A 24,180-nucleotide genomic window follows, 5' to 3' on the forward strand; every position below is an offset into this window, starting at 1 on the left:
TCGGCCTCTTTTTGCTCAATTCCAAACGCCGCGCTGCCCCTCATCTGGCTGCCGCCATCTTCTCCCCGTGAACGGGGAGAAGGACGCCTCATCGATGGTTTCGCCAATCGCCAGCGTTGCGGGCCAGCTTCTTTCGCCCCGTTTACGGGGAGAAATGCCCGCCAGGGCAATGAGGGGCGGCGCTGACCTTTCCAATTGAATTGATTGAGAAAATCAACTCTTGGCAGCGTTGGCCCGACCAAGTGTCTGGCGCTCCAACAGCCTGTCCGCTTCCGCCACCACCTCTGCCGGCGCCAAACGCGCCCCAGGCACGGCCAGCAGCGTCGCCGCATAGGGCCCGCGTGGACCGGTCAAACCCGGCTCGGTGGCCAAAAACACCGCGACCGTCGGCAGGCCGAAGGCGCTGGCGAGGTGGGTCAGGCCGGTGTCGGCTCCGATGATTATCGTCGAGCGGCCGAGGATGGCGGCAATGTCGGCCAGTGGCGACTTTGGCACCACGACAGTGGATGGCACGGCTTTGGCGATCCCTTCAGCAACCGTCTTCTCACGCTCGTTCGACCAGGTGGTGACCGGCGTCATGCCGCGCTCGACCAGCAGACGGGCTGTTACGATCCAGTCTTCGACAGGCCATTTCTTGTCCTCGCGGCTGGTGCCGTGCAGCAGGAAGGCGGTTTTTCCAGTGATGCCGGCGAGACCGCCGGGTGGTGGCACGATGCCGGAGTTGAGCGTCGACAGATCGGGCTTGTAGCCGAGCGCCAGCCCGAACAGCCGGCGCGTCCGTTCGATGGCGTGCAGGTCGCGCGGCACGCCGTAGGTGACGTCATAAAACAGCGTCGCCGAGGGTTCGCGCGCGCTCGACCGGTCGAAGCCGGCAATTGGTGCGCCGGCCTGCCTTGCCACCAGGGCCGACTTCAGCAGGCCCTGCGCATCGATGACCAGGTCGTAGCGGCATTCGCGCAAGGTGCGGCGCAGCGCGGCCGCCTCACGCCAGGTGCCGCCGCTGAACAGCGCCTTGCGCCAGCGCCGGATGGCGACGGTGTGAATCCTGCCGATCGCCGGATGCAAAGCGACGATGCCGGCGAACGCCTCCTCGACGCACCAGTCGAAGGACACGTCCGGCCTGACCAGGCTGGCATCCTCGACGGCCGGAAAGGTGTGGATGACATCGCCCATCGACGATGTCTTGACGATGAGGACCTTCATGCCGCGGCCGGGAGTTCCAGCAGCCGATCCGCCGCCGCCGCGACCTGCCCGACTTGCAATGTCTTCAGGCAGTTGAGATGGCCGAGCGGGCAGACCTTCTGGTGGCAGGGCGAGCAGGACAGGCCGAGCCAAACCAGTTCGCGGCGCTCCGCCAGCGGCGGCGTGTTCTCAGGCGAGGTCGAGCCATAGACGGCGACGATCGGTGTGCCGACGCCCGCCGCCACATGCATCAGCCCGCTGTCGTTGGACACCGCCAGCCTTGCCGCCGCGATCAGGTCGATGGCGTCCTCCAGCCGCGTCTGGCCGGCGAGGTCGACGACGCCGGGGGCAAGGGCTGCGATCTCCGCAGTCACGTCTCGGTCGTTCTTGGAACCGAACAGGGCGACCTTCAGGCCCTTGCCCATGAACTCGCGGGCAAGACCGGCATAGCTTTCGCTCGGCCAGCGCTTGGCCGGGCCGAATTCGGCGCCAGGCATCAGGGCCACGAACTTTCGCGGCGCCAGCCCGAAACGGTCGAGCAGGGTGGCCTGGTTGCCGGCATCCACGGTCAGGTGAGGCGCGCGGAAACTGCCGCCCTTGGCGAGGCTGAAATAGGCCTGCGCGGTGCGCCGTTTCACGGCATCCGGCAGCGGCACGATATCGGTCAGCAGGCCATAGCGCATCTCGCGCAGATGGCCGAAACGGCGCGGAATGCGAGCAAAGAACGGGATCAGCGCCGATTTCCAGCTGCCCGGCAGGATATAGGCCATGTCATAGCGGCCGCGCAGCAGGCGGCCGAAACGGCGACGATGGGTGAATTCGAGCGCACCGGGTTTCAGCGGAAAGTCGATCTGCTGGCGGATCTCGGGCATGCGCTTGACCAGCGGCGCCGCCCAGGCTGGCGCCAGCACATCGATGGCGGCGTTGGGATGCAGCTCCTTCAGCGCCGAAAACAGGCACTGCGCCATCACCATATCGCCCACCCAGCGTGGGCCGATCACGAGGATCGTTGGGCTTTCAGCCATTCGACATAGTCTCTGACACCGGTTTCCACTGTCCGGAACTGGCCGTTATAACCGGCCGCGCGCAAACGGGACATATCAGCTTGCGTAAAGCTCTGGTAGCTGCCCTTGAGGTGATCGGGGAAGGGGATGAATTCGATCTCGCCCTTGCCCAGCGTGTCGATGACCGTTTCGGCGATAGCCCGGAAGGGCTGGGCGCGGCCGGTGCCGCAGTTGAAGATGCCGCTCGAGCCGCGCTTCCACAGCCACAGATTGACGTCGGCGACGTCGCCGACATGAATGAAGTCGCGGCTCTGTTCGCCGGGGCCGAAGCCATCGTAAGCGCCGAACAATTTCGGGTTTTCGCCACGCTCGACCTGGTTGAACAGATGGAAGGCGACCGAGGCCATGGCGCCCTTATGCGCCTCGCGCGGGCCATAGACGTTGAAATAGCGCAGGCCCGCGACCTGCGAATGGTCGGTATCGAAGACGGTGCGCCTGACATAGCCGTCGAACAGTTTCTTCGAATAGGCGTAGACGTTGAGCGGCCGCTCGAGCGCCGGCTCCTCGCGAAACTCCGAACCGCCGCCATAGACGGAGGCAGAAGAGGCGTAGAGGAAGGGTACGCGCAGCGCCTGGCAGGCATGCAGCAGCCGCTTGGAGAAGGCGTAGTTCACCTCCATCATGAACTTGCCGTTCCACTCGGTGGTGGTCGAGCAGGCGCCCTGGTGGAACACCGCCTCGATGCGGCCGAGCGATCCGGCCTCGATGCGCGGCAAAAAATCGTCCTTGTCGAGATAGTCGGCAATGCTGAGATCGGCGAGATTGGCGATCTTGTGGCCGTCGGTGAGATCGTCGACGACCAGGATGTCGTCATGGCCTTCGGCATTGAGCGCGGCGACGATGTTGGAGCCGATCATGCCGGCGCCGCCCGTGACAATGATCATGAAGGCCTCTGGTCGCTTGCGATTCCGGTCCTTATAAGGGAGGCTAGCCGGGCTGTCGACAAAGCAGGTACAGCAGGGCAATCGTTTTGGATGACCATAATTCTACGTGTGACGCTGACCGGCAATGGTCGAAGTGGGCGCCGCCCCTCATTGCCCTGCCGGGCATTTCTCCCCGTATAGTGACGGGGAGAAAGAGGCTGGCCGCGGCGCCGGCGCGCTTTCTTCAATGCATACAATTGGCGCAACCATCGGACAGAGCGTCCCTCTCCCTGTCTCTATACGGGGAGAGGATGCCGGCAGGCAGGTGAGGGGCAGCGCAAACACCTCGAAAGGGTGCTAGGACGAATTCGAAGATACCCATATCTGTGCTATCGCCAACAGCCTGTCAGAAACGCCATTACTGAGGGACAAAAAATGCCGTCGACCGAACTGCTCATCGCGTTTTTCGCCACCACGGCGATCTTCGCCTATATCCCCGGTCCGGCCATGCTTTATGCCGCGGCGCAGACGATGGCGCGCGGGCGCTGGTCGGGACTGACGGCGGCACTTGGCATCCATCTCGGCGGTTATGTGCATGTCTTTGCCGCCGCCGCCGGCCTGTCGGTGCTGTTCCATGCCGTGCCGCCGCTCTACATGGCGGTCAAACTGATTGGTGCGCTGTACCTGATCTGGCTCGGCGTCTCGCTGTTTCGCAAGCGTGTCGATGGCGACGTAGCGTTGCCCGTCATCGAGCGCAAATCGGCCCGCCGCGCTTTTTTCGAGAGCATCACCGTCGAAGTGCTCAATCCCAAGACGGCGATCTTCTTCATGGCCTTCCTGCCGCAGTTCATCGACGCCTCGGCGGCGCTTCCGGTGTGGCTGCAATTCGTCGTGCTGGGAACCATCGTCAACCTGATGTTCTCCTCGGCCGACATCGTCTGCGTCTTCCTCGCCGGAATGGTGATCGGCCGGTTGCGGCGTTCGAGCCGTGCGCAGCGGCTGATGCAGAGGGCCGGCGGCGCGGTGCTGGTCGGGCTTGGCGTCCACGTTGCCTTGCAGAAGAGCTGACGCTTCGGACAGTCGCGGGTCATGTCCTGACGTTGCGCTGCGTGGATTTGCGGTATATCGGCAGGCATGAACGATCCGGCCCGTAAATTGACAATTTTCAGCACGATTGAGATTTGCCTTACCCTCGCGTTGCCAGTGACATGATCAAGCACAATCCGCCTTCTCCCGAACCCCTGCACCGCGCCATTGCGCGCTTTGGCGATGTTGCCGTGCTGGTGGTCGGCGACCTCATCCTCGACCGCTTCGTCAACGGCGTTATCGAGCGGATTTCGCCGGAGGCGCCGATCCCGGTGCTGCATGGGCGCGGCGAAAGCTCGGCCATGGGCGGCGCCGGCAATGTCGTGGCCAACATCGTCTCGCTCGGCGCGCGTGCCATTCCGGTGTCGGTGATCGGTACTGACACAGCCGGCGACAGCCTGGTGCGGATGCTTGGCGAGCTTGGCGCCGAGACAGCGGGCCTTTCGCAGCAGCGCGGCCGCATGACGTCGTCGAAGAGCCGCTTCAGCGCTCTCAACCAGCAGGTGCTGCGTTTCGACGAGGAAGAAATCAAGCCGCTCGGCGAGGCGGAGCGGGCGGGACTGATCTGGCATTTCCGTGCCGCACTCTCGGGGGCCGACATCGTCATCCTGTCCGATTACGGCAAGGGCATCCTGCTCGACGGCGTCGCCGCCGAACTGATCGCCATCTGCCGCGAGGCGGGCAAGCCGGTGCTGGTCGATCCCAAGGGCCGTGACTATGCCCGCTATGCCGGCGCGACCGCCATCACCCCCAACCGCAAGGAGCTTGGCGAGGCCGTCGGCCATGCGGTGTTTACCGATGACGAGATCGTCGAGGCCGCTCGCGAACTGGTTGCGGCGCATGGCTTCGACTTCGTCGTCGCCACCCGCAGCGAAAAGGGCATGAGCGTCGTCGGCCCCGATGAGGCACGCCACATCGCCACCCAGGCGCGCGAAGTGTTCGACGTTTCGGGCGCCGGCGACACGGTGATCGCGACATTCGCGCTGGCGCTGGCGTCGGGTGCCGATCCGGTCGCTGCGGCCTCGATCGCCAATGCCGCCGGCGGCGTCGTGGTGGGCAAGCGCGGCACCGCGCGGCTGACGGTCGAAGAGCTTACCGGCGCGCTGTTTCGCTCGCACGGACCAACCGCTCACAAGGACGCCATCCTCGATGCCGCATCGGCCGCGCGCATGGTGGCGGCCTGGAAGGAAGAAGGTCTCAGCGTCGGCTTCACCAATGGCTGCTTCGATATCCTGCATGCCGGCCATGTCAGCCTGCTGCACGCGGCGCGCAGCCAGTGCGACCGGCTGGTGCTCGGCCTCAACAGCGATGCCTCGGTGCGGCGGCTGAAAGGGCCGGGCCGCCCGGTCAACGACCAGCATGACCGCGCCTGCGTGCTCGCGGCCCTGGCCTCGGTCGACGCCGTCGTCGTCTTCGAGGAGGACACGCCGCTGGCGCTGATAGAGGCGCTTCTGCCCGACATACTGGTCAAGGGCGCGGATTATACGATCGACACCGTGGTCGGCGCCGATGTCGTGCAGAAGGCCGGCGGGCGCGTCGTGCTGGTCGATCTCGTTGCCGGCAAGAGCACCACCGGCACCATCGGCAAATTGCGCGCCGGCTCTACAAACTGAGGGTTTCATGTCTGAACTGAACGACTATCTTGTCCGCTCGGCGGCCGCGATCACGGCGATGGTCGAACGTGACCTGACCGGCGAGATGGAGCGGGCGGTGGGTGCCGTGGTGACGGCGCTTTCGTCGGGCAAGGCCCTCCTGATCGCCGGTAATGGCGGCTCGGCCAGCGACGCCATCCATATCGCCGGCGAACTGGTCGGCCGCTTCCTCAAGGAGCGCAAGGCCTACAATGTCATCGCGCTGCCGGCCAATGCCGCCGTGCTGACCGCATGGGGCAACGACTACGGCTTCGACACGGTGTTCTCGCGCCAGGTCGAGGCGCATGGCTCGGCCGGCGGTGTGCTTCTGGCGATTTCGACCAGCGGCAATTCGCCGAGCATCCTCGCCGCCGCCGAACAGGCGCGGATGATGGACATGACGGTGATCGGCCTGACCGGCGACACCGGCGGCAAGCTGAAGCCCTTGTGCGATATCCTGCTCAACGTGCCCTCGACCTCGACGCCGATCATCCAGCAGGGGCATCTGTGCCTCTATCATCATCTCTGCGAAGTGGTCGAAACGCGCCTCAGCAATGGCTGACAAGGTGGTGACGCCGCTGACCGAGCCGGGTGTGTGGGTCGAGCGGATCGGCGACCGGGTTTTCCCCGAGCGCCTGCCGGCGCTGTTCCTCGACCGCGACGGCACCATCAACGTCGATACCGACTATCCCAGCGACCCGGCCGAGATCGAGCTCAGGCCACAGATGCTGCCGGCGATCGCGGCCGCCAACCACGCCGGAATCCCCGTCGTCGTGGTCACCAACCAGTCCGGCATTGCGCGCGGTTATTTCGACTGGAGCGTCTTTGCGGCGGTGAACGGCCGCGTGTTGGAGCTGTTGAACGATCAGGGCGTGTTCGTCGACATGGTGCTTGCCTGCGCCTACCACGAGGCCGGTGTCGGGCCGCTCGCTGTTGCCGATCATCCGATGCGCAAGCCCAATCCGGGCATGCTGATCGAGGCGGGCAAACGCCTTGCTCTCGATCTCCGGCACTCCCTGATCGTCGGCGACAAGCTCGCCGACATGCATGCGGGACGGCGCGCCGGTCTGGCACAGGGCTGGCTGGTCGACGGCGAGGCGGCGATTCAACGCGGCTTCGCCATCAGGCGCTTGCAAGACGACGATGACCTTGCCGGGCTCATCACAGCCATTGAAGCGCTCGGCCGGGACAACAGGTCCTGATCCAGGCCTGACGGCTCACAAGGGATCGTTGCGTTCCGAGGCTTCGTAGAGTTTGGCCTCGGTGGCGAAGGAATAGATCATCACCGACATCGAGTAGACGAAGCCATGTCGGCCGCACAGGAAGTAGCGCTTGGCCAGGTAGAATTTCAGGAAGTTGCCGAACGGCGACAGCACTAGGCGCACCAGGCCGGGGTTCTTGCCCTTCTCGACCAGCGTGACGGCCTTGAGGCCGGAATAGGCGTTGGCCCGGGCAAGATCCTCCTCGACCGATATTTCGCGGCGATGCAGCAGGACGCCCTCTTCGATCGTGCCGGTCTCGCCCGGCACGTGGAAAGCTTCGTGCACCCGCGCGGTGAGATCCATGGTGGCGCCTTCCCGGCGGAAAAGCCGCATCAGCCTGTTGTGCAGCACCCAGCGGTGCGCATAGCCATAGCCCTTCAGCCAATCGCGGCGGCGGATGTACCAGCCGCTGATCTTGTCGTCGTCCGCCTGCGTGATGGCGACGATCGACTGCCGCAGTTGGTCGTCGACGCGCTCGTCCGGGTCGATCGAAAGACACCAGGGCTGGGTGGCGTGGTCGAGCGAGAATTGCCGCTGACGCGGAAACCCCGGCCAGTCATTGTGCAGCAGCGTTATCGGGTAGCCCTTGGCGATATAGCCTTGCACGCATTCGATGGTGCCGTCGGTCGAGCCTGAATCGACGACGATGATCTCGGCGCAGAAGTCGATGCTTTCCAGGCACGGGCCGATCATATCGGCCTCGTTCACGCAGATGATAAGCGCCGAGACCGGGCTTGCAAATCGAGTCATGGTCCCCTTCCCATGGCGGGCCGCCCCCGGAATTCACGCTGCCTACGCTATCTATTCTCAAGCAATTCCGGGCGGAAAACCGTTACACATTTTTCCTGGAATTGCTTGAGAAACCAATCAAGCGGTCAGTCGAGCGACCAAGTCCGGTAGAGCCGTCCAGCCTTGTACATCAGCGTCTGTCGAATACCAACGCGGCGCCGGTGTGGCGAAGGCCAGGAATTCGCCACGCGTAGGCGTTCGCGGCCTCAGGGGCGCTCGAACGAGACCAGGCCTTCATCCTTGACCCGGCGGATGGTGAGCGCGGTACGCACCGTGTCGACATTCGGCGTCGAGGTCAGTTCCTCGATGACGAAGGTCTGGAAGGCGCCGAGGTCGCTTGTCACGCAGTGCAGCAGGAAATCGGATTCGCCCGAAACCATCCAGGCATCGCGCACGATCGGCCAGCCGCGCGTGCGTTCGGCGAAGGTGCGCAGCTCGGCATCGGCCTGATGATGCAGGCCGACCAGGCAGAAGGCGACGACATCGAGGCCGAGCGCAGGCGCGTTGAGCAGCGCGCGGTAGCCGCGGATGATGCCGGCCTCCTCCAGCCGCTTGACCCGGCGCAGGCAGGGCGGCGCCGAAATGCCGACGCGGTTCGACAGTTCGACATTGGTCATGCGCCCGTCCGCCTGCAGCTCGCGCAGGATCTTCCAGTCGATGGCGTCGAGGTCGGCTTTCAGGGGCATGGCGGTCTCAGCTCGGCGCAAGAATCTTTCGCGATTTTGTAATTAAACGACTTTTGTGTTGGCGCCAGCCCTCATCAACGCGATTTTTGAACGGTAACGAAAGCGGCGATCGTGCGAATAACCGCTTGGGCCGAAGCTTTCCGGGGACGACGGCCCGTTCGTCTTGCTGGCGTGGTTGGCAACCCTTACATTAAGCGCGAATTCCACGTCTTTCTCCAAGACACACTCCTTGTCTGCCCCGCAGAGGCTTTAAATGATCACCAAGCACGCGCCTGTTCTCATCATCGGTTCCGGCCCGGCCGGCTATACAGCGGCGGTCTATGCCGCACGCGCCATGCTGAAGCCGATGCTGGTCGCCGGCCTGCAGCAGGGCGGCCAGCTGATGATCACCACCGATGTCGAAAACTATCCCGGCTTCGCCGACCCTATCCAGGGACCGTGGCTGATGGAACAGATGCTCAAGCAGGCCGAGCATGTCGGCACCGACATCATCAACGACATCATCACCGAGGTCGACCTCAACGTGCGGCCGTTCCGCGCCAAGGGCGATTCCGGCACCACCTACACGGCCGACGCGCTGATCATCGCCACCGGCGCGCAGGCGAAGTGGCTGGGCATTCCGACCGAGCAGGATTTCATGGGCTTCGGTGTCTCGGCCTGCGCCACCTGTGACGGCTTCTTCTATCGCGGCAAGGATGTCGCGGTGGTCGGCGGCGGCAATTCGGCGGTGGAGGAGGCACTCTATCTGTCGAACCTCGCCAAGAGCGTGACGGTCATCCACAGGCGCAGCGACTTTCGTGCCGAGCGTATCCTGCGCGAGCGGCTGTTGAAGAAGGACAATGTCCGCGTCATCTGGGACACGATCGTCGACGAGATCACCGGCCGCCCCGGCAAGGCGCCGCTGCCGCCGTCGGTCGAAGGGCTGAAGCTCAAGCACGCGGTGACCGGCGCCGAAACGCACCTCAAGGTCGACGGCGTGTTCGTAGCGATCGGCCATGCACCGGCGGTCGAGCTGTTCGCCGGCAAGCTGAAGCAGAAGCCGAATGGCTACCTCTGGACGGCGCCGGATTCGACGCGCACCGACGTGCCCGGTGTGTTCGCCGCGGGCGACGTGACCGACGATATCTATCGCCAGGCGGTGACGGCGGCGGGGCTCGGCTGCATGGCAGCACTGGAAGCGGAAAAGTATCTGGCCGGTATCGAGGTGCATCGCGAAGCGGCGGAATAGGGGCCGCTTGCAAAACTGTTAAAAAAACGGCTTAGAAACGCCGTGTAAAAGCCTGATTTTTCATTCAGACGCCAAACAGAACGAGGGGTATCATGGCGTTGGACTGGGACAAGCTACGCGTGTTTCACGCTGCGGCGGAAGCGGGGTCGTTTACACACGCGGCCGAGACATTGCATCTGTCGCAATCGGCGATATCGCGGCAGGTCAGCGCGCTCGAGCACGATGTCGGCGTGCCGCTGTTCAATCGCCATGCGCGCGGCCTGGTGCTGACCGAACAGGGCGAGATGCTGTTCCGCACGGCGCATGACGTGCTGATGAAACTCGAGACCATCAAGTCGCGCCTGACCGAGACCAAGGACCGGCCCTCCGGCGTGCTTCGTGTGACGACGACCGTCGGTCTCGGCGCCGGCTGGCTGACTGAGCGGGTGCAGGAGTTCATCGAGCTCTATCCCGAGATCAGCCTGCAGCTGATCCTCGCCAACGAGGAACTCGACCTCACCATGCGCCAGGCCGACTGCGCCATCCGGCTGCGCCAGCCGCAGCAGCCGGACCTGATCCAGCGCCGCCTGTTCACCGTGCATTTCCATCTCTACGCGGCACCCTCCTATGTCGCCAAGCATGGCAAGCCGGCCTCCGTCGCCGAGCTCAGGAACCATCGCATCGTCACCTTCGGCCTGCCGGTGCCGTCGCATCTGTCGGAGTTGAACTGGCTGGAGACGGTCGGCGATTTCGAGGGTGGCCAGCGCGTGCCGTCGCTGCAGATCAACGACATATTGTCGATCAAGCGCGCCGTGCAGGGCGGCGCCGGCGTCGCCATGCTGCCCGACTATGTGATCAGCAAGGACTCCGGCCTGGTGCAGCTTTTGCCGGAGACCGAGGTGCCGTCCTTCGACACCTATTTCGCCTATCCCGACGCGATGAAGAACCAGGCCAAGCTGCACGTGTTTCGCGACTTCATCATTGCCAAGGCCAGAAGCTGGTCATTTTAAGGGCATGCCGATATTCAGGTGAGGCCGGCCTGCGAATGGCGCCCTCCTGCGCTTCCGGTGCTCACGTACAAAAAGTACGCTCCGCTCCGGTTCTCGGAAGCCACCATTCTCGACTCGGCCTGACCTGAATCTCAACATGCCCTGGGCGGTGCTGCTTGGTTCACTCTCGCCAGGGCGTCAGGCGCGGCACCCAGCCAGGGACGTTGCGGCGGTAGATTTCATATTCGGCGCCGTAGCGGCGGGCGAGCGTCGGCTCTTCGTAGAGCCTGACGAAGGAGCTCATGACAACAGCGCCGATGACGGCATAGACGACAAGCGTCCAGCTCGAGAACAGCAGCGCCTGGCCGATGATGATCGACAGCACGGCGACATACATTGGGTTGCGGACATGACGGTAGATGCCGCCGATCACGAGCTTCTCTGTAGGCGCGACGGGGGCAGGGGTGCCCAATCCCTCCAGCGCGAAGCGGGCGAAGGCATGCAGCAGCATGGCGGCCGCGGCGACGATGAGGACGCCGCCGGCAAAGACGAAGCCCGGCACTGTGGACCACGGCAAGCCCCAGTGATCGCTGAGCAGCCAGGGAACAAGTCCGGCAACCACACCCGGCGCTGCGATCAGGAAAATGCCGCTGCCGGCGATCGCTGAAAAAGGACGCATTGGCTGTTCCTTGCCTGGCTGCCTCAGAATTGAACGGTCACTGCCTGTTTCCAGGTCATCAGGTGTTTCTCGGCATTTTGGAACAAAATCGGCCGGAAATGACGTTTTCATGACGACAATGACCCAGCCGCGCGCTCGATTTCGGCAATTTTTCTGGTCCTATTCGCCCCAGGAATGGGTTAGACCACAGCCTGCATCTTTTTGCATGCGTGTGTTGCAAAATAGATGCTTGTTTCTTGGGCATGATGAGCAGATATATAGATCATCTCCTGGGCGCGTTCTCCTCCCATTAGCGCCCTCGAGTGTTCCCCTCTGGAGGTTAGCCTTAACAGGCACTTCCAATCAAACTCAGCCGGATCTTCGTTGATCCGGCTTTTTTGTTGCCCGGACCCTGCCGGGATGGCTGAGCATTTCACCAGGATTGCCGCGTAACAGTGTCATGTAACCTCTGGTAACATGACAACGATGCCTTCCGCTGCTATGTAGAGCATAGGACGCGGTGTGGTTCGGACGGGGGATGGGGGCATCACTCGTACGGCCCGGGCTCAGGCGGCTACCGCGTCCGAACCTATTTCCGCCGAAAGCGCGGCCACGGAACATGCGGCGGACCTGGCGTTTCCCCTCCCAAGAAAACGGTCCGCAAAAACGACGTCCGGCCCCCGGGCGTCGTTTTTGGTTTTTGTGCACGTTGCCGTCGCAAAGCCGCGGCTCACCTTTGGGCGACTGGCATAGTCCTGCTGCGTCATGGACTTTGACAATCCTCAACGTTGGCGCTGCCCTCGCTGTCCTGCCCGTCCTCCGCAGCAGCTGCGGAGGGTGGACCGGACATCTCTCCCCATAAACGGGGAGAGAGTGGCTGATCGCGACGAAATCAGGCAGCCTTGCCGTTGGTGTTCATCGCTTCGTCGGCGAGGCGGCCGGTGAGTTCGGCCATATGGTCGAAGGCGGCGCGATAGCTGGCGACACCCGCGGTCGCCGAGCGCAGTTCGATGATCAGGTCGCCGATCTCGGCCTGCGGCATCGTCGCCTCGACGACATCCCATCCCGGCCAGTCGGGCCGCGCGTCATAGCCGAGGATCTGGCCGCGCCGCTGCGGGATCAGCGCAATGATCTTCGAGGTCGCGTCGGACGGCGTGACGATCTCGACCTTCATTACCGGCTCCAGCAGCACCGGCGAGCAGGCGGCCATGCCTTCCTTCATCGCCAGCTTCGCCGCCATCTGGAAGGCCATGTCGGAGGAATCGACCGCATGGTAGGAGCCGTCCGACAGGTTGACGGCGACGTCGACGACGGGGAAGCCGAGCGGACCTGTCTTCAGGTAATCGCGCACGCCGGTCTCGACCGACTGGATATAGGTCTTCGGCACGACGCCGCCGGTGATGGTGTCGGTGAACTGGAAGCCGGAGCCGCGCGGCAGCGGCTTGATCTCGATCACCACATCGCCGAACTGGCCATGGCCGCCCGACTGCTTCTTGTGGCGACCGCGCTGCTGCGCCGGTTTGCGGATCGTCTCGCGATAGGGCACCGCCGGCGCGTGGCCTTCGACCGGGATCTGGTTCTTGCCCTCCAGCCGCTCGCGCACGACACGCAGATGCATCTCGCCATGGCCTGACAGCACCGTCTCGGCCGAATCCTGGTTGTGGCGCAGGCTGAGCGAGGGATCTTCCTCGGCCAGCCGCTGGATGGCGGCCGACATCTTGACCTCGTCCTTGCGCTCCTTTGGCCTGAGCGCAAAGGCGAAGACCGGCTGCGGCGGCTCGAACGTGAACAGCTGCTTTGTGCCGCCCTTGGCCGAGGTCAGCGTCTGGCCGGTCTTGACCTCGTCCAGCTTGCCGAGCGCCACGGTGTCGCCGGCCTTGGCGGCGGTGAGCTTGAACTGGTCCTTGCCGAGCATCTTGTAGATGCCGGAAACCTTGGCCGTGTCGCCGCCGGGCAGCCAGAGTTCCGAGCCGTCGGCGACCTGGCCGGACAGGATACGCGACACCGACAGCTTGCCGCCATGCGGCGTGTGGATGGTCTTCATCACCTGGACCACGGTGGCACCGCCGTCCAGAGCGCCAAGCCGCTTGCGGGTCGCCTCGATGTCGGGTGCGTCGTGGCGGATCGCCTTCAAGAGGCGCAGCACGCCATTGCCTCTTTCCGCCGTGCCGATCAGCACCGGCGTTATCGCGCCATCGCGCAGATCGGCGGCGAGGTCGTCGAAGATCGCATCCTTCGGCGGCTCGATCTCCTCGAGCAGCTGTTCCATCAGTTGGTCGTCATGGTCGGCCAGGGTTTCCAGCATGGAGAAGCGCGCCTCCAATTCGCGCGCCTTGTCGTCGCCCGGTATCTGAGCAACCTCGCTTTCGGCATATTCGCGGTAGATGTAGGCGCGCTCCAGCGCCAGATCGATGGAGCCGATGACGACGCCGTCCTTGCGCAGCGGAATCTGGCGCAGCAGGAGCGGCACGGAGCTTGCCGGCTGCAGCATCTTCAGCGTGTCGCGCACGCCTGCTATCGCCTTGTCGACCTTGTTGAGGAACAGGATGCGCGGCACGCCGAGGTCGTCGAGCTTGCGCATGATGAGTTGCAAGGCAGGGATCTTCTTTTCGTCGGCCTCGGCCACGACCACTGCTAGGTCGCAGGCGGCCAGCACCGGCTCGGCCTCGAAGGAGAATTCGATCGAGCCGGGACAATCGACGAAGGTGATCTGCTCGCCCATGAACTCGGTGGTGGCGACCGTCGCCTCGACGCTCATGGCGTGGGCGCGCGCTTCCGGCGAATGATCCGAGACGGTGTTGCCTGATGAAACGGGATTTTGTCGGGGGATGGCGCCCGTACGGGCCAGTATGGCTTCGAGAAGTGTCGTCTTACCGCTTGCAAAGGGACCGACTATGGCAATGCATTTCGGTCCCGTGCGTCGTCCTCCGGCGCGAGTACCCATGGCTGACCTCCACTCAGGCGTTTCCCTAGGGACCGACTGGCATGCATGGTTCAGGCGTGGTCAATCGGTCCTGAGCGGCGGCCGGCCTGTTCGACCGTCGCGGGCGGGGTTCTTTTCATGTCGCCACCTGCCCAAAAGCATCGTCCCACTTGTTTGCCGGCAGGGCAAGGGAAATAGAAATCCGGTCCCTTGCGCCTCAGGCGCTCAGCGCCATGGGTTCGGCATTGATGGCGCGCAAGGGGATCACCTTGTCGCGCGGCGCCGGCTTGCCGAAGAAATAGCCCTGGAAACGGTTGCAGCCGGCGGCCTTGGCCAGCGCGAACTCTTCCTGTGTCTCGACGCCTTCCGCCACGATGGTGACGTCCTGGATGCGCGCGATCTGCGCCAGCGCCGAAACGAAGATCTGCGCCACCTGGTCGTGGGCAAGGCTGCGGATGTAGGAGCGGTCGATCTTGATGCTGTCGATGGGCAAGGTTTTCAGATAGTTGAAGCCGCAATGGCCGGTGCCGAAATCGTCGAGCGCGATGTGGAAGCCGAGGCCGCGCAACGCTTCGAGGCGCCGCAGGATTTCCGGCGTGGCGGCGGTCGCCACCGTCTCGGTGATCTCGATGATGAATTGCGCCGCCGAACGGCCGGTTTCCTTCAGCACGCGGTCGCACATGGTGACGATCTCGTCGCGCTTCAGCTGCTCGCCGGAGACGTTGATCGAGATGCGGCGCCCGGGGAAATGGCCGACATCGGCGCAAGCCCGCTTGAACACCCATTCGCCCAGCATGTCGATCAGCGTCGAGCGTTCGGCGATGGGAATGAACTCGGCCGGCGAAATCAGCCCGCGAACCGGATGGCGCCAGCGGATCAGGCCTTCGAAAGCACAAGTGGACCCGTCCGGATTGACGATCGGCTGATAGTGCAGCTCGAGCTCGCCGAGATAGACCGCGGCGCGCAATTCCCGCTCGACCAGGCGCCGGTAGCGCTTGTCGGACAGCATCTCCTCGTCGAACACGGTGACGCGGCCACGGCCCGCCGCCTTGCTTTCATAGAGCGCCAGGTCGGCAACCAGCATCAGTTCCGCCGTGTTGGAGGCATGGGCCGGCGCCAGCGCCACGCCGACCGAAATGGAGAGTGGAATGGTCTTGCCTTCATGCGATTTGCCGGCCCGCATCGTATCGAGCAATTGCCTGATATCCTTGTTGATGGCGGCGAGGTCGCTATGCGGAATGACGACGCCGAATTCGTCGCCGCCCAGCCGCCCGACCATGCCGCCTGCAAAGATGCGTTCTGAAGTCTTGACCAGGTGCACCAGAGCGAGGTCGCCGAACTGATGTCCGAACGTGTCGTTGAGCTGCTTGAAGTGATCGACGTCGATCAAAAGCAGGGTCGCCTCGCGCCGGTCGCGCATGGTGCCCAGACTGTCGCGCAGCGCTTCGAGGAAATAGCGCCTGGTCATCGCCCCGGTCATGGCGTCCCTGGTCAGGAAATGATGTTTTTCCGCCTCGGCGGCCGCCGCCGAGCGCAGGCGGTGGACGACGCTGCTGCGCATATACATCAGCGCCAGCAAGGCAAGGCTGGTGGCCAGGATCGAAACGGCGAAGGCGCCGTCCGAGGGCAGGTTCCGTGAAATGTCGAAAGCGCCGAGTGCGGCCGCGCCGATGCTGAGCAGAAGCAGGGCCTGGATGCCACGATAGATCCGGCCGCTATGGTCCTTGATCGTCGCCAGTATGCTCATCCGCCAGCCCCCGCAATGCAGGCTCACGGCTAGTGGTGAGCCGTTAAGAAGACATTGAATTCGCCGTCGTTTCGCGCCGTGTCGCCATGCGGAAAAGGTTCATGGTTAAGGAGAGAGAACCCGGTCTTTCTCCAGGCCGCCGAAACAGCCGGTTGCGCCCCGGATGATATCGGTCGAGAATGCTTTCTGTCTCGATAAAGGGCGGCGTTTGCCGCCGGTCGCTTCACCTCCAGTTTCAGGATCAGACCATGAAGATCATTGCTTGCGGCAGCGTGCCGACCGTCATAGCGCCGGAGAAGTATTTCACCGGCCGGGTTCTGCAGACGCCGATCATCGAGAGCGAGGCGCCGGCGCGGCTGAGAGCGACACTGGTCAGCTTCGAGCCGGGCGCGCGCACCCACTGGCACACGCATCCATTCGGCCAGACACTTTATGTCACCTCCGGTGCCGGGCTTGCCCAGACATTGGGTGGCCCGGTCCAGCAGATCAGGGCCGGCGACGTGGTCTCGTTCGCGCCCGGCGAGAAGCACTGGCATGGTGCGGCGCCGAAATCGGCGATGACGCATATCGCCATGCAGGAAGCGCTGGACGGTGTCTATGTCGACTGGCTGGAAGCGGTTTCCGGCGAGCAATACGCCAGCTGAGTCCTATTCGGGCCGCAACATGCTGAGGAACAGCGCCGAGAGGTTTTCGGCGAGTTCGCTGCCCTCGCGCACGCCGCGTTCGATTGCATGATCGACCGCGCCGTGCAGCCCGTTGAACAGGACGATCGCGGCAAGGTCCGGATGGCCGACCGACCAGGCGCCGGCTTTCGCGCCGGCCGCCAGCAGGGCGGAGAGATCGCCCAGTAGCGGATTGTCGCCTTTCATCTGCCGCTGGTCGGGGCGATGGTCGTGGAAGACGACGTCGTGCAACTGATGGTCGTCGAGATAGGCCGCGATGCCGGCGCTGACGAAACTCTTCAGGCGACCGGTCCAGTCATCGGGCGAGCAGGCGTCGATCGCGTTCAACATGCGGGCGCGAAATCCGCTGACGAAGCGTTCGCGCAGGGCGGCGACAACATCCTCCTTGGATGTGAAATAGAGATAGAAGGTGCCCTTGGCCACTTCGGCCCGGCTGGCGATCTCGTCGATCGTCGTGGTGCCAACGCCCTTGGCAACGAACAGGGACGTGGCGGCCCGCAGGATGTCTTCGCGACGCACCTCGGCCGGCTTGGTGCGTGGTTTCAGTGCCTTCCTGGCAATGACAGGCATAGGGTTCGGCTCACCGTTCGGGTCTTTCCGCAGCGCTGGCTTATTGACTTCCATTAACCTGCTTCTAACGGCCGAGACAAGCCTTTTATAATGATTCCAAAGTGACTTATCTATATTGACTGACCGTCGGTCAGTGGCGTAGATGGCTGCAAGTTTCATGTTTGGATAGACCATGCCGAAGAACCGCCTGCCGCTCGTTGCCGCCGTCTATCTCGGCTCGTTCGTCGCTTTGCTCGATGTCAGCATCGTCAATGTCGCGCTGCCGACCATCCAGCAGGCGCTGCACACCGATTTCGGCGGCCTGCAATGGGTGGTCGATGCCTACACGCTCTGCCTGTCGGCCTTCATGCTGTCGTCGGGACTGATCGGCGACCGCTACGGCCGCAAGCGCTCGTGGCTCGCCGGCGTCGGCATCTTCGTCGCCGGTTCGCTGATCTGCGCCGTCGCGCCCAACCTGCCGGCGCTGCTGGCCGGCCGGGTGGTGCAAGGCATTGCCGGATCGCTGCTCATTCCCGGCGCGCTGTCGATCCTGACGCAAGCCTTCCCGGATCCGCGCGAACGGGCGGGCGTCATCGGCGGCTGGGCCTCATTCGCCGCCGTTTCGCTGGTCGTCGGCCCGGTGCTGGGCGGCATACTTGTGCAGACCGTCGGCTGGCAGAGCATTTTTCTGATCAACCTGCCGCTCGGCCTTTTCACCATTGCGCTCGGTGCTGCTTCGATCGAGGAGACGGCGCATCCCGAACATGCCCATCTCGACCTTGTCGGCCTGGCGCTGTCGATCCTGTGGCTCGGCGCGTTGACCTTCGGCCTGATCTCGGCCGGCGAGAGCGGCTGGAGCGATCCCACGACCATCACGGCCATCATTACCGGTGTGGTTGGCCTGGCGGTCTTCCTTGGCTTCGAGGCGCGCACGGCGCGGCCGATGCTGCCGCTCGGCCTGTTCCGCGACGTGCGCTTTGCCGTCGCCAATGTCGCCTCGTTCGCGCTCGGCTTCACCTCCTACACCAGCGTCTTCTTCTTCTCGATGTTCCTGCAGCAGGTGCAGGGCTGGTCGCCAACGCAGACCGGCCTGCGCATGGCGCCGGCCTTCCTTGTCCAGATCGTGGTGTCGCCCTGGATCGGCCGGCTGAGCGCCCGCTATGGACATTCGCTTTTGATGACGGTGGGCTATGTGCTGATCGGCCTTTCGATGCTCGGCATGTGCTGGGCCGGGCCATCGACGCCCTATACGGTGCTGTGCGCTCTGTTCGCCATCAACGGCCTCGGCAACTCGCTGGCGATCCCGACCGGCAGTGCGGCCGCCATGTCCTACGCGCCGCGCGAGCGCTCGGGCATGGTGTCGGCGGTCATCAATGCCACCCGCCAGAGCGGGCTGGCCATCGGCATCGCCCTGCTTGGCGCCCTGATGAGCATGCGGGCGACGAAGCTGCTCGCCGGATATCAGCGATGCGGATGTGCCCAATGCCGAAGCGGTGGCCCGGGCCGCCATATCACGGCATGATTTCGCAACCGACGCGGCGATGGGCGCGGGTGGCGTGCACGAACTGTTCGCGACAGCCTATGCCGGCGGCTTCCACGCCGCCATGCTGACGGCGGCGATTGCCGCGTTTCTCACCGCGGCACTGTTGATCGCTGTGCTCGCGCCGGCCGAGGCGCGCTTGGCTCGGGAAGCAAAGCAGCAGGCGTGAGCTGCTTCGCCTCCAACAAAAAACCCGGCGATGGCGCGCCGGGTTCTCGTTGTCTTCAGATCGATCCGATCAGGTCAGCGATGCCGTAAAACGCTGGATGCGCGTGCAGGCTTCCTCCAGCAGTGTCTCCGAGGTCGCGTAGGAGATGCGGAAGTTGGGGCCAAGGCCGAAGGCCGAGCCGAACACCACCGCCACACCTTCGGCCTCGAGCAGTTCCGCGCAGAAGGCCTCGTCGGTGTCGATCGCCTTGCCGGCCTTGGTCTTCTTGCCGATCAGCTGGGCGCAGGACGGATAGACATAGAAGGCGCCTTCCGGCGACGGGCAAGAGATGCCGCGTGCCTGGTTGAGCATCGAGACGACCAGATCGCGCCGCCCTTGAAAGATCGCCTTGTTCTTGGCGATGAAGTCCTGCGGGCCGTTGAGCGCCTCGACGGAAGCCCATTGCGCGATAGTGCAGGCGCCCGAGGTCTGCTGGCCCTGGATCATGTCCATCGCCTTGATCAGCTGGACGGGACCGGCGGCATAGCCGATGCGCCAGCCGGTCATGGCATAGGCTTTCGAGACGCCGTTCATGGTCAGCGTGCGCTCGTAGAGCTTCGGCTCGACCTCGGCGATGGTCTTGAAGACGAAGTCGCCATAGGTCAGGTGCTCGTACATGTCGTCAGTCAGCGTCCAGACATGCGGATGCTTGAGCAACACATCAGCCAGCGCGCGCAGCTCCGCTTCCGTGTAGGCGGCGCCCGACGGGTTCGACGGCGAGTTCATCAGCAGCCATTTGGTCTTCGGCGTGATCGCCTTTTCCAGCACCGCGGCCGTCAGCTTGAAACCATTCTCGATCGAGGTATCGGCGAACACCGACGTGCCGCCGCAGATCGCCACCATTTCGGGGTAGCTGACCCAGTAGGGGCGGGGGATGATGACCTCGTCGCCGGGGTTCAGCGTCGCCATGAAGGCATTGAACAGGATCTGCTTGCCGCCGGTGCCGACAATGGTCTGCTCTGGCCTGTAGTCGAGATTGTTCTCGCGCTTGAATTTCTTCGCGATTGCTTCGCGCAGCGGCACGATGCCCGAAACCGGCGGGTACTTGGTCTCGCCACGGCGGATCGCCTCGATCGCCGCATTCTTGATGTTGTCGGGCGTGTCGAAATCCGGCTCGCCGGCGCCGAGGCCGATAATGTCACGGCCGGCATTTTTCAGCTCGCGCGCTTTCTGCGTCACCGCGATGGTGGCGGAAGGCTTTACGCGGGAAAGGGTGTCGGCAAGAAAGGCCATGACCAGATATCTCTCCTTGAGAAGATCGGCGCGGCCAGGAGCGGCCGCGGCGCTTCTCATGTCGCATCATTCCCCTCAGTGCAAGCCTTCTCGGCTGGGCCAGGTGGGGCGCCGCGGTCAATGCGGCGTGATCGGCAACACTAAATTCATTAACGGGCGGTAGAGGCTTGCATGGCAGGATCGCAATCCATTCCGCCAATCCGCGGAGCGAGGAACCGTGTCGCGCAGCATCGGGCTTGCCCATATCATCCGTCATGACGACGGCACCTCTACCGGTGTCTGGGGTATCTACACGCTGCAAAGTGCCTTCCAGCCGATCTTCGCCTTCAAGGAGGGTAAGCTGTCGGTTGCCGCCTTCGAAGGGCTGATCCGGCCGTTCCGCGATGGCGAGCCGCAATCGCCGATGACCTTCTTCTCGACCTGTCCGGCCGCCGACCGCCTGCATGTCGAGGCGCTGACCAGGACGCTGCATCTGCTCAATGCCGGCGCCTGCCTGCCGCAGGAGGCGTCGATCTTCGTCAATTTCGACCCGTCGGTGTTCACCGAGCGGTCGATCGCCGACAATGCCTTGCGCGAAATGCGGCTGGTGCTGCACGAGGCCGGCATCGATCCCGGCCGCGTCGTGTGCGAGGTGACCGAGCAGCGGTCGGCATCGCAGGAGGCCCTGCATGGCTTCGTCGCCGCACTCAGGGCCAACGGCTTCCGCATCGCCGTCGATGACTATGGCGCCGACGATTCCGACATCAACCGCATCAAGGAATTGAAGCCCGACATCGTCAAGTTCGACGCCTACTGGATCACGCAGCTGATGGAATCAGGCGCCGGCTTCGCGCTCTTGACCACCATGGTGAAAAGCTTCGAGGAACAGGGCATCCGCACCGTGTTCGAGGGCATCGAGGAGGGATGGCAACTGGAGCTCGCCGAGAAGTCCGGCGCTTCGATGATCCAGGGCTTTGTGCTGGCGCGGCCGGAACTGGCGCCGACGAGTTTCCGTGTTTTCGGCAAAACCACGCCGGAGGCCGTCACCGCGACTGCCGCACCGGCGGCGCCGGCCTCACGGCCGGCAAAAGCCTTCGGACGCCGGGTCGCGCCATGAGGCTCGAGCGGCGGCGCAATGTCGGCGACGCGATCTTCGCCGACGAGATCGGCATCGAATACGGCGTCTGTGGCGACTTCCGCTTGCGCAGCGCCTACCAGCCGATCTTCGCGCCGCTTGGGCGTTCGCTGCACGCGGTGGCAGTCGAGGGCCTGATCGAGCCGCATCGTGCCGGCCGCGCAGGCTCGCCGCGGGCGTTCTTTGAAAGCATCGCCGCGCCGGACCGGCTGTTTGTCGAGACCATGTGCCGGGTGCTGCACTTAAGGAATTTCCACAACATCGGCGTCGACGGGCTCGATCTGTTCTTCAACTACAATCCGATGATCAACGACCATCCCGGGCGGGCGCTGGCCGAAATCCGGCTGATGAGCCGGCATCTCGGCGAGCTCGGCCTCGCCCCCGGCATGCTGGTTTGCGAAATCACCGAACAGGCGGCGGACGACGCGCTTCTCGCCCGGCTGGTGCGCGAAATGCGGCGCGACGGCATCCGCATCGCCATCGATGATTTCGGCACCGGTCATTCGACCGAGGAGCGGGTGAGCCTGCTCAAGCCTGATATCGTCAAGATCGATGGCGGCTGGTTCGCGGAGTTCTGCCGCCACACCGCCGCCGAACGCTTCTTCCGCCCGCTGGTGTCAAGCCTGCACGACCGCGGCGCCAGGGTGCTGGTCGAAGGCATTGAGCAACCCGTCCATCTGCGCGTCGCGCTCGAAGCCGGCGTCGACCTGCTGCAGGGCTTTCTTCTGGCCCGGCCGGCGCTGGCCGGCACCATCTTCAACGAGGAGCCGCTGTCAGTAGATGCGCTGCTGGGCTTCGACAACAAGGTCGTGCCCCTCTTTGCCAGGACTTTGCATCAGCGGCGCTGATGGTCGCGCCAAAACAAATCATTGGTTGAGAGCACGGCCGCTGCGATAATCGCCTTTACGAGGCAGCGCTCCGGGGACCGTCCATGATACTTTACAGCATGATCGACAGCGGCAATTGCTACAAGCCGCGCCTGCTGATGGCCAAGCTTGGCCTCGCCTTCACCACGATCGAGGTGAGTTCGCATACCGGCGACACGCGGAAGGCCGACTTTGTCGCCAAGAATCCGAACGCCATGGTGCCGCTGCTCGAACTCGACGATGGCCGGCGGCTGGCCGAGTCCAACGCCATCCTGCTCTACCTCGCCGAAGGGACGCGCTTCCTGCCGGCGGACAAGTATGAGCGCGGGCTCGCCTATCAGTGGCTGTTCTTCGAGCAGTACAGCCATGAGCCCTATATCGCCGTGCGCAAGGCGCTGCTGACCTTTCCCGAACGCGCAGGCGATGCGACGCCCGAGCGGCTGGCCGTGACGCTGGAGCGCGGCAACAAGGCGCTCGGCGTGATGAACAAGTATTTGGAACACAACGCTTTCTTCGCCGGAGCCGCCTTCAGCGTCGCCGACATCGCGCTCTATGCCTACACGCATACGGCGGAGCAGGGCGGCTTCCAGCTCGATGCCTATCCTGCGGTCGCGGCCTGGCTTGGCCGCGTGGAGGCGGATCCGGGGCATGTGCCGATCGGGTGGGTGGGGTAAGGAACGCCGGCGATTGGCGAAAGCAGCGACATAGCGTCCTTCGCCCCGTTTACGGGGAGAAGATGGCGGCAGCCAGATGAGGGGCGGCGCCAGCCTTTGTCGCAATTGGCTCTACGATCGTTGCTCTTGAGAGGCCAGCGCTGCCCCTCATCGCCCTGCCGGGCACTTCTCCCCGTAAACGGGGAGAAGGACGCTGTGGTCTAGACAAACAAAAAGGCGGGATAAATCCCGCCTTCCCATTCTTGGTAGCCTGATCGGGAGCGTCCGGTCCGGGCTGGCAGCTATCTGCTGATCCAGCGTGTCGGGCCTTTCCGCTCCGGGCGCGCTTCTCGCGCGACCGTCAGTACATCCGTGACTTGCCGCGCGCCCCGGGCTCTCACCCGGCGCGCGCCATTCGCAAAATCAGGCTGCCTTGCTCAGAGATCCAGCGGACGACTTGCCAGTGCGGCGGTCCTGCTCGATCTCGAAGTTGATCTTCTGGCCTTCGACCAGGGTCGACAGTCCAGCGCGCTCGACTGCGGAGATGTGAACGAAAACGTCCGCGCCGCCCGCGTCAGGCTGGATGAAGCCGAAGCCCTTGGTGGCGTTGAACCACTTGACCGTTCCAGTTGCCATTTTAGATAGTCCTTCAACATTTGCTTTAGTTTGACCAGACCAATGTCCAGCCGGTGTGCATCGAGATTTTGGAGATAGACGTCAGCAAACGCGAAGATCGCGAGGCCCGGATCGATCGGCCGAAATATCAATGGGGCTGATATAGGCTGGTTTCGCAGCAAAAACAAGACTGCGTGAGAAAGCCGTGACGGGGAGACCGCCCAACGGCCGCCCCAATCTGGTGAAACCGTTGCGGCAGATCGCTGTCCCTGGGGCGGCGGATCAGGGGAGGAGACCATGAAAACCACAGTGCTTGCCGCCTGCCTGACGCTGGTGGCCGCCGAGGCGCAGGCGATCTCGCGCTACGACCCGACGCATATGAGCTGCGGCAAGGTTCAGTCGACGATCGCGCGCCAGGGCGCGGTCATCCTGCGCTACCAGTCGACGCGCGTGCCGGGGCTGCCGCTCTATGACCGCTATGTGCAGAGCCAGCAATTCTGCACCATGGGCGAGGTGAGGGCGCGCGCCTATGTGCCGAGCGCCGACACCAAATCCTGCCCGGTCTACAACTGCAAGCGGCCGGACAACGACCGGCATTTCCGCCGGCGGTTCTTCCACAACAACTAGCAGAG

Annotated in this window: 24 protein-coding genes; 13 read left to right on the forward strand and 11 right to left on the reverse strand. The window is 63.9% G+C overall.

Going from position 1 to position 24,180, the window contains the following annotated elements:
• Positions 1-213: 213 nt before the first annotated feature.
• Genes waaC through rfaD form a run of 3 tightly spaced genes read right to left on the reverse strand, consistent with a single transcriptional unit; the run spans position 214 to position 3,130 of the window.
• Positions 214-1,203, reverse strand: a complete 990-nt coding sequence (gene waaC, locus DBIPINDM_RS26760) for a lipopolysaccharide heptosyltransferase I (RefSeq protein ID WP_258582006.1) — start codon at positions 1,201-1,203, stop codon at positions 214-216.
• Positions 1,200-2,207 (reverse strand): lipopolysaccharide heptosyltransferase II, encoded by a 1,008-nt coding sequence (gene waaF, locus DBIPINDM_RS26765; RefSeq protein ID WP_258582007.1) that lies wholly within the window; start codon positions 2,205-2,207, stop codon positions 1,200-1,202. The genes waaC and waaF overlap by 4 nt, the downstream gene beginning before the upstream one ends.
• Entirely contained in the window at positions 2,180-3,130 is a 951-nt protein-coding gene (gene rfaD, locus DBIPINDM_RS26770) for an ADP-glyceromanno-heptose 6-epimerase (protein WP_258582008.1), read from the reverse strand. Before rfaD ends, waaF begins: the two co-directional genes overlap by 28 nt.
• 414 nt (positions 3,131-3,544) lie before the next feature.
• Here rfaD and DBIPINDM_RS26775 point away from each other — a divergent pair, with 414 nt between their 5' ends.
• The 4 genes from DBIPINDM_RS26775 (at position 3,545) to gmhB (ending at position 7,028) form a co-directional block, all read left to right on the forward strand.
• Positions 3,545-4,177 (forward strand): LysE family translocator, encoded by a 633-nt coding sequence (locus tag DBIPINDM_RS26775; protein ID WP_258582009.1) that lies wholly within the window; start codon positions 3,545-3,547, stop codon positions 4,175-4,177.
• Between the two features lie 140 nt (positions 4,178-4,317).
• On the forward strand, positions 4,318-5,808 hold the full coding sequence (rfaE1, locus tag DBIPINDM_RS26780) for a D-glycero-beta-D-manno-heptose-7-phosphate kinase (protein WP_258582010.1): 1,491 nt from the start codon (positions 4,318-4,320) through the stop codon (positions 5,806-5,808).
• 7 nt (positions 5,809-5,815) lie between these two features.
• On the forward strand, positions 5,816-6,388 hold the full coding sequence (locus DBIPINDM_RS26785; RefSeq protein ID WP_258582011.1) for a D-sedoheptulose-7-phosphate isomerase: 573 nt from the start codon (positions 5,816-5,818) through the stop codon (positions 6,386-6,388).
• Positions 6,381-7,028, forward strand: a complete 648-nt coding sequence (gene gmhB, locus DBIPINDM_RS26790) for a D-glycero-beta-D-manno-heptose 1,7-bisphosphate 7-phosphatase (protein ID WP_258582012.1) — start codon at positions 6,381-6,383, stop codon at positions 7,026-7,028. Before DBIPINDM_RS26785 ends, gmhB begins: the two co-directional genes overlap by 8 nt.
• Positions 7,029-7,043: 15 nt before the next feature.
• Here the strand turns inward: gmhB and DBIPINDM_RS26795 are convergent, their stop codons facing one another.
• Both DBIPINDM_RS26795 and DBIPINDM_RS26800 read right to left on the reverse strand, forming a co-directional pair.
• Positions 7,044-7,838, reverse strand: coding sequence for a glycosyltransferase family 2 protein (locus DBIPINDM_RS26795; protein WP_258582013.1), 795 nt, complete (start codon positions 7,836-7,838; stop codon positions 7,044-7,046).
• Positions 7,839-8,083: 245 nt separating this feature from the next.
• Positions 8,084-8,563: an Lrp/AsnC family transcriptional regulator gene (locus tag DBIPINDM_RS26800; protein WP_258582014.1), complete on the reverse strand. Its 480-nt coding sequence runs from the start codon at positions 8,561-8,563 to the stop codon at positions 8,084-8,086.
• Between the two features lie 253 nt (positions 8,564-8,816).
• Here DBIPINDM_RS26800 and trxB point away from each other — a divergent pair, with 253 nt between their 5' ends.
• Together trxB and DBIPINDM_RS26810 are read left to right on the forward strand one after the other, a co-directional pair.
• The gene (trxB, locus tag DBIPINDM_RS26805; RefSeq protein WP_258582015.1) at positions 8,817-9,791 is read left to right on the forward strand and encodes a thioredoxin-disulfide reductase; all 975 of its coding nucleotides are present in this window, start codon (positions 8,817-8,819) and stop codon (positions 9,789-9,791) included.
• A gap of 92 nt (positions 9,792-9,883) precedes the next feature.
• A complete protein-coding gene (locus DBIPINDM_RS26810; RefSeq protein ID WP_258582016.1) occupies positions 9,884-10,780 on the forward strand; it encodes a LysR family transcriptional regulator in 897 nt (298 codons plus the stop codon).
• 160 nt (positions 10,781-10,940) lie between these two features.
• On the opposite strand, the gene DBIPINDM_RS26815 is transcribed toward DBIPINDM_RS26810, so the two are convergent.
• The 3 genes from DBIPINDM_RS26815 to DBIPINDM_RS26825 form a co-directional block, all read right to left on the reverse strand.
• On the reverse strand, positions 10,941-11,438 hold the full coding sequence (locus tag DBIPINDM_RS26815; protein ID WP_258582017.1) for a methyltransferase family protein: 498 nt from the start codon (positions 11,436-11,438) through the stop codon (positions 10,941-10,943).
• Positions 11,439-12,309: 871 nt separating this feature from the next.
• The gene (locus DBIPINDM_RS26820) at positions 12,310-14,361 is read right to left on the reverse strand and encodes an elongation factor G (protein ID WP_258582018.1); all 2,052 of its coding nucleotides are present in this window, start codon (positions 14,359-14,361) and stop codon (positions 12,310-12,312) included.
• Between the two features lie 196 nt (positions 14,362-14,557).
• Positions 14,558-16,087 (reverse strand): putative bifunctional diguanylate cyclase/phosphodiesterase, encoded by a 1,530-nt coding sequence (locus DBIPINDM_RS26825; protein ID WP_258582019.1) that lies wholly within the window; start codon positions 16,085-16,087, stop codon positions 14,558-14,560.
• 248 nt (positions 16,088-16,335) lie between these two features.
• On the opposite strand from DBIPINDM_RS26825, the gene DBIPINDM_RS26830 reads away from it, so the two are divergent.
• A complete protein-coding gene (locus DBIPINDM_RS26830) occupies positions 16,336-16,731 on the forward strand; it encodes a cupin domain-containing protein (protein ID WP_258582020.1) in 396 nt (131 codons plus the stop codon).
• Between the two features lie 3 nt (positions 16,732-16,734).
• On the opposite strand, the gene DBIPINDM_RS26835 is transcribed toward DBIPINDM_RS26830, so the two are convergent.
• Positions 16,735-17,394 carry a TetR/AcrR family transcriptional regulator gene (locus DBIPINDM_RS26835; RefSeq protein WP_258582021.1) on the reverse strand — a complete coding sequence of 220 codons (660 nt, stop codon included), beginning with the start codon at positions 17,392-17,394 and terminating at the stop codon, positions 16,735-16,737.
• A gap of 118 nt (positions 17,395-17,512) precedes the next feature.
• On the opposite strand from DBIPINDM_RS26835, the gene DBIPINDM_RS26840 reads away from it, so the two are divergent.
• Both DBIPINDM_RS26840 and DBIPINDM_RS26845 read left to right on the forward strand, forming a co-directional pair.
• Complete coding sequence (locus DBIPINDM_RS26840; RefSeq protein WP_258582022.1) at positions 17,513-18,841, forward strand: MFS transporter; 1,329 nt, start codon at positions 17,513-17,515, stop codon at positions 18,839-18,841.
• 34 nt (positions 18,842-18,875) lie between these two features.
• The gene (locus DBIPINDM_RS26845) at positions 18,876-19,028 is read left to right on the forward strand and encodes a hypothetical protein (RefSeq protein WP_258582023.1); all 153 of its coding nucleotides are present in this window, start codon (positions 18,876-18,878) and stop codon (positions 19,026-19,028) included.
• A 69-nt stretch (positions 19,029-19,097) separates the two neighbouring features.
• On the opposite strand, the gene DBIPINDM_RS26850 is transcribed toward DBIPINDM_RS26845, so the two are convergent.
• Positions 19,098-20,300 (reverse strand): pyridoxal phosphate-dependent aminotransferase, encoded by a 1,203-nt coding sequence (locus DBIPINDM_RS26850; protein ID WP_258589350.1) that lies wholly within the window; start codon positions 20,298-20,300, stop codon positions 19,098-19,100.
• A 217-nt stretch (positions 20,301-20,517) separates the two neighbouring features.
• Between DBIPINDM_RS26850 and DBIPINDM_RS26855 the strand changes: the two genes are divergently transcribed.
• The 3 genes from DBIPINDM_RS26855 (at position 20,518) to DBIPINDM_RS26865 (ending at position 22,954) form a co-directional block, all read left to right on the forward strand.
• Positions 20,518-21,396 (forward strand): EAL domain-containing protein, encoded by an 879-nt coding sequence (locus DBIPINDM_RS26855; RefSeq protein WP_258582024.1) that lies wholly within the window; start codon positions 20,518-20,520, stop codon positions 21,394-21,396.
• Positions 21,393-22,262 carry an EAL domain-containing protein gene (locus DBIPINDM_RS26860; RefSeq protein ID WP_258582025.1) on the forward strand — a complete coding sequence of 290 codons (870 nt, stop codon included), beginning with the start codon at positions 21,393-21,395 and terminating at the stop codon, positions 22,260-22,262. The genes DBIPINDM_RS26855 and DBIPINDM_RS26860 overlap by 4 nt, the downstream gene beginning before the upstream one ends.
• Before the next feature lie 83 nt (positions 22,263-22,345).
• Positions 22,346-22,954: a glutathione S-transferase family protein gene (locus DBIPINDM_RS26865; RefSeq protein ID WP_258582026.1), complete on the forward strand. Its 609-nt coding sequence runs from the start codon at positions 22,346-22,348 to the stop codon at positions 22,952-22,954.
• A 402-nt stretch (positions 22,955-23,356) separates the two neighbouring features.
• Here the strand turns inward: DBIPINDM_RS26865 and DBIPINDM_RS26870 are convergent, their stop codons facing one another.
• Positions 23,357-23,569 carry a cold-shock protein gene (locus DBIPINDM_RS26870; protein ID WP_010910991.1) on the reverse strand — a complete coding sequence of 71 codons (213 nt, stop codon included), beginning with the start codon at positions 23,567-23,569 and terminating at the stop codon, positions 23,357-23,359.
• A 276-nt stretch (positions 23,570-23,845) separates the two neighbouring features.
• Here DBIPINDM_RS26870 and DBIPINDM_RS26875 point away from each other — a divergent pair, with 276 nt between their 5' ends.
• A complete protein-coding gene (locus tag DBIPINDM_RS26875) occupies positions 23,846-24,175 on the forward strand; it encodes a hypothetical protein (RefSeq protein ID WP_258582027.1) in 330 nt (109 codons plus the stop codon).
• Positions 24,176-24,180: the final 5 nt, after the last annotated feature.

It is taken from the genome of Mesorhizobium sp. AR02 (assembly GCF_024746835.1).
Taxonomy (GTDB): domain Bacteria; phylum Pseudomonadota; class Alphaproteobacteria; order Rhizobiales; family Rhizobiaceae; genus Mesorhizobium.

What these genes read in the sequence shown, in the direction of transcription:
- DBIPINDM_RS26870 (WP_010910991.1), bottom strand. Translation starts at nt 23,569, where the DNA reads ATGGCAACTGGAACGGTCAAGTGGTTCAACGCCACCAAGGGCTTCGGC.
- DBIPINDM_RS26795 (WP_258582013.1), bottom strand. Translation starts at nt 7,838, where the DNA reads ATGACTCGATTTGCAAGCCCGGTCTCGGCGCTTATCATCTGCGTGAAC.
- DBIPINDM_RS26875 (WP_258582027.1), top strand. Translation starts at nt 23,846, where the DNA reads ATGAAAACCACAGTGCTTGCCGCCTGCCTGACGCTGGTGGCCGCCGAG.
- gmhB (WP_258582012.1), top strand. Translation starts at nt 6,381, where the DNA reads ATGGCTGACAAGGTGGTGACGCCGCTGACCGAGCCGGGTGTGTGGGTC.
- DBIPINDM_RS26830 (WP_258582020.1), top strand. Translation starts at nt 16,336, where the DNA reads ATGAAGATCATTGCTTGCGGCAGCGTGCCGACCGTCATAGCGCCGGAG.
- DBIPINDM_RS26810 (WP_258582016.1), top strand. Translation starts at nt 9,884, where the DNA reads ATGGCGTTGGACTGGGACAAGCTACGCGTGTTTCACGCTGCGGCGGAA.
- DBIPINDM_RS26785 (WP_258582011.1), top strand. Translation starts at nt 5,816, where the DNA reads ATGTCTGAACTGAACGACTATCTTGTCCGCTCGGCGGCCGCGATCACG.
- waaC (WP_258582006.1), bottom strand. Translation starts at nt 1,203, where the DNA reads ATGAAGGTCCTCATCGTCAAGACATCGTCGATGGGCGATGTCATCCAC.
- trxB (WP_258582015.1), top strand. Translation starts at nt 8,817, where the DNA reads ATGATCACCAAGCACGCGCCTGTTCTCATCATCGGTTCCGGCCCGGCC.
- DBIPINDM_RS26775 (WP_258582009.1), top strand. Translation starts at nt 3,545, where the DNA reads ATGCCGTCGACCGAACTGCTCATCGCGTTTTTCGCCACCACGGCGATC.
- DBIPINDM_RS26820 (WP_258582018.1), bottom strand. Translation starts at nt 14,361, where the DNA reads ATGGGTACTCGCGCCGGAGGACGACGCACGGGACCGAAATGCATTGCC.
- DBIPINDM_RS26800 (WP_258582014.1), bottom strand. Translation starts at nt 8,563, where the DNA reads ATGCCCCTGAAAGCCGACCTCGACGCCATCGACTGGAAGATCCTGCGC.
- DBIPINDM_RS26840 (WP_258582022.1), top strand. Translation starts at nt 17,513, where the DNA reads ATGCCGAAGAACCGCCTGCCGCTCGTTGCCGCCGTCTATCTCGGCTCG.
- DBIPINDM_RS26815 (WP_258582017.1), bottom strand. Translation starts at nt 11,438, where the DNA reads ATGCGTCCTTTTTCAGCGATCGCCGGCAGCGGCATTTTCCTGATCGCA.
- DBIPINDM_RS26865 (WP_258582026.1), top strand. Translation starts at nt 22,346, where the DNA reads ATGATACTTTACAGCATGATCGACAGCGGCAATTGCTACAAGCCGCGC.
- DBIPINDM_RS26835 (WP_258582021.1), bottom strand. Translation starts at nt 17,394, where the DNA reads ATGGAAGTCAATAAGCCAGCGCTGCGGAAAGACCCGAACGGTGAGCCG.
- DBIPINDM_RS26850 (WP_258589350.1), bottom strand. Translation starts at nt 20,300, where the DNA reads ATGGCCTTTCTTGCCGACACCCTTTCCCGCGTAAAGCCTTCCGCCACC.
- rfaE1 (WP_258582010.1), top strand. Translation starts at nt 4,318, where the DNA reads ATGATCAAGCACAATCCGCCTTCTCCCGAACCCCTGCACCGCGCCATT.
- rfaD (WP_258582008.1), bottom strand. Translation starts at nt 3,130, where the DNA reads ATGATCATTGTCACGGGCGGCGCCGGCATGATCGGCTCCAACATCGTC.
- DBIPINDM_RS26825 (WP_258582019.1), bottom strand. Translation starts at nt 16,087, where the DNA reads ATGAGCATACTGGCGACGATCAAGGACCATAGCGGCCGGATCTATCGT.
- DBIPINDM_RS26860 (WP_258582025.1), top strand. Translation starts at nt 21,393, where the DNA reads ATGAGGCTCGAGCGGCGGCGCAATGTCGGCGACGCGATCTTCGCCGAC.
- waaF (WP_258582007.1), bottom strand. Translation starts at nt 2,207, where the DNA reads ATGGCTGAAAGCCCAACGATCCTCGTGATCGGCCCACGCTGGGTGGGC.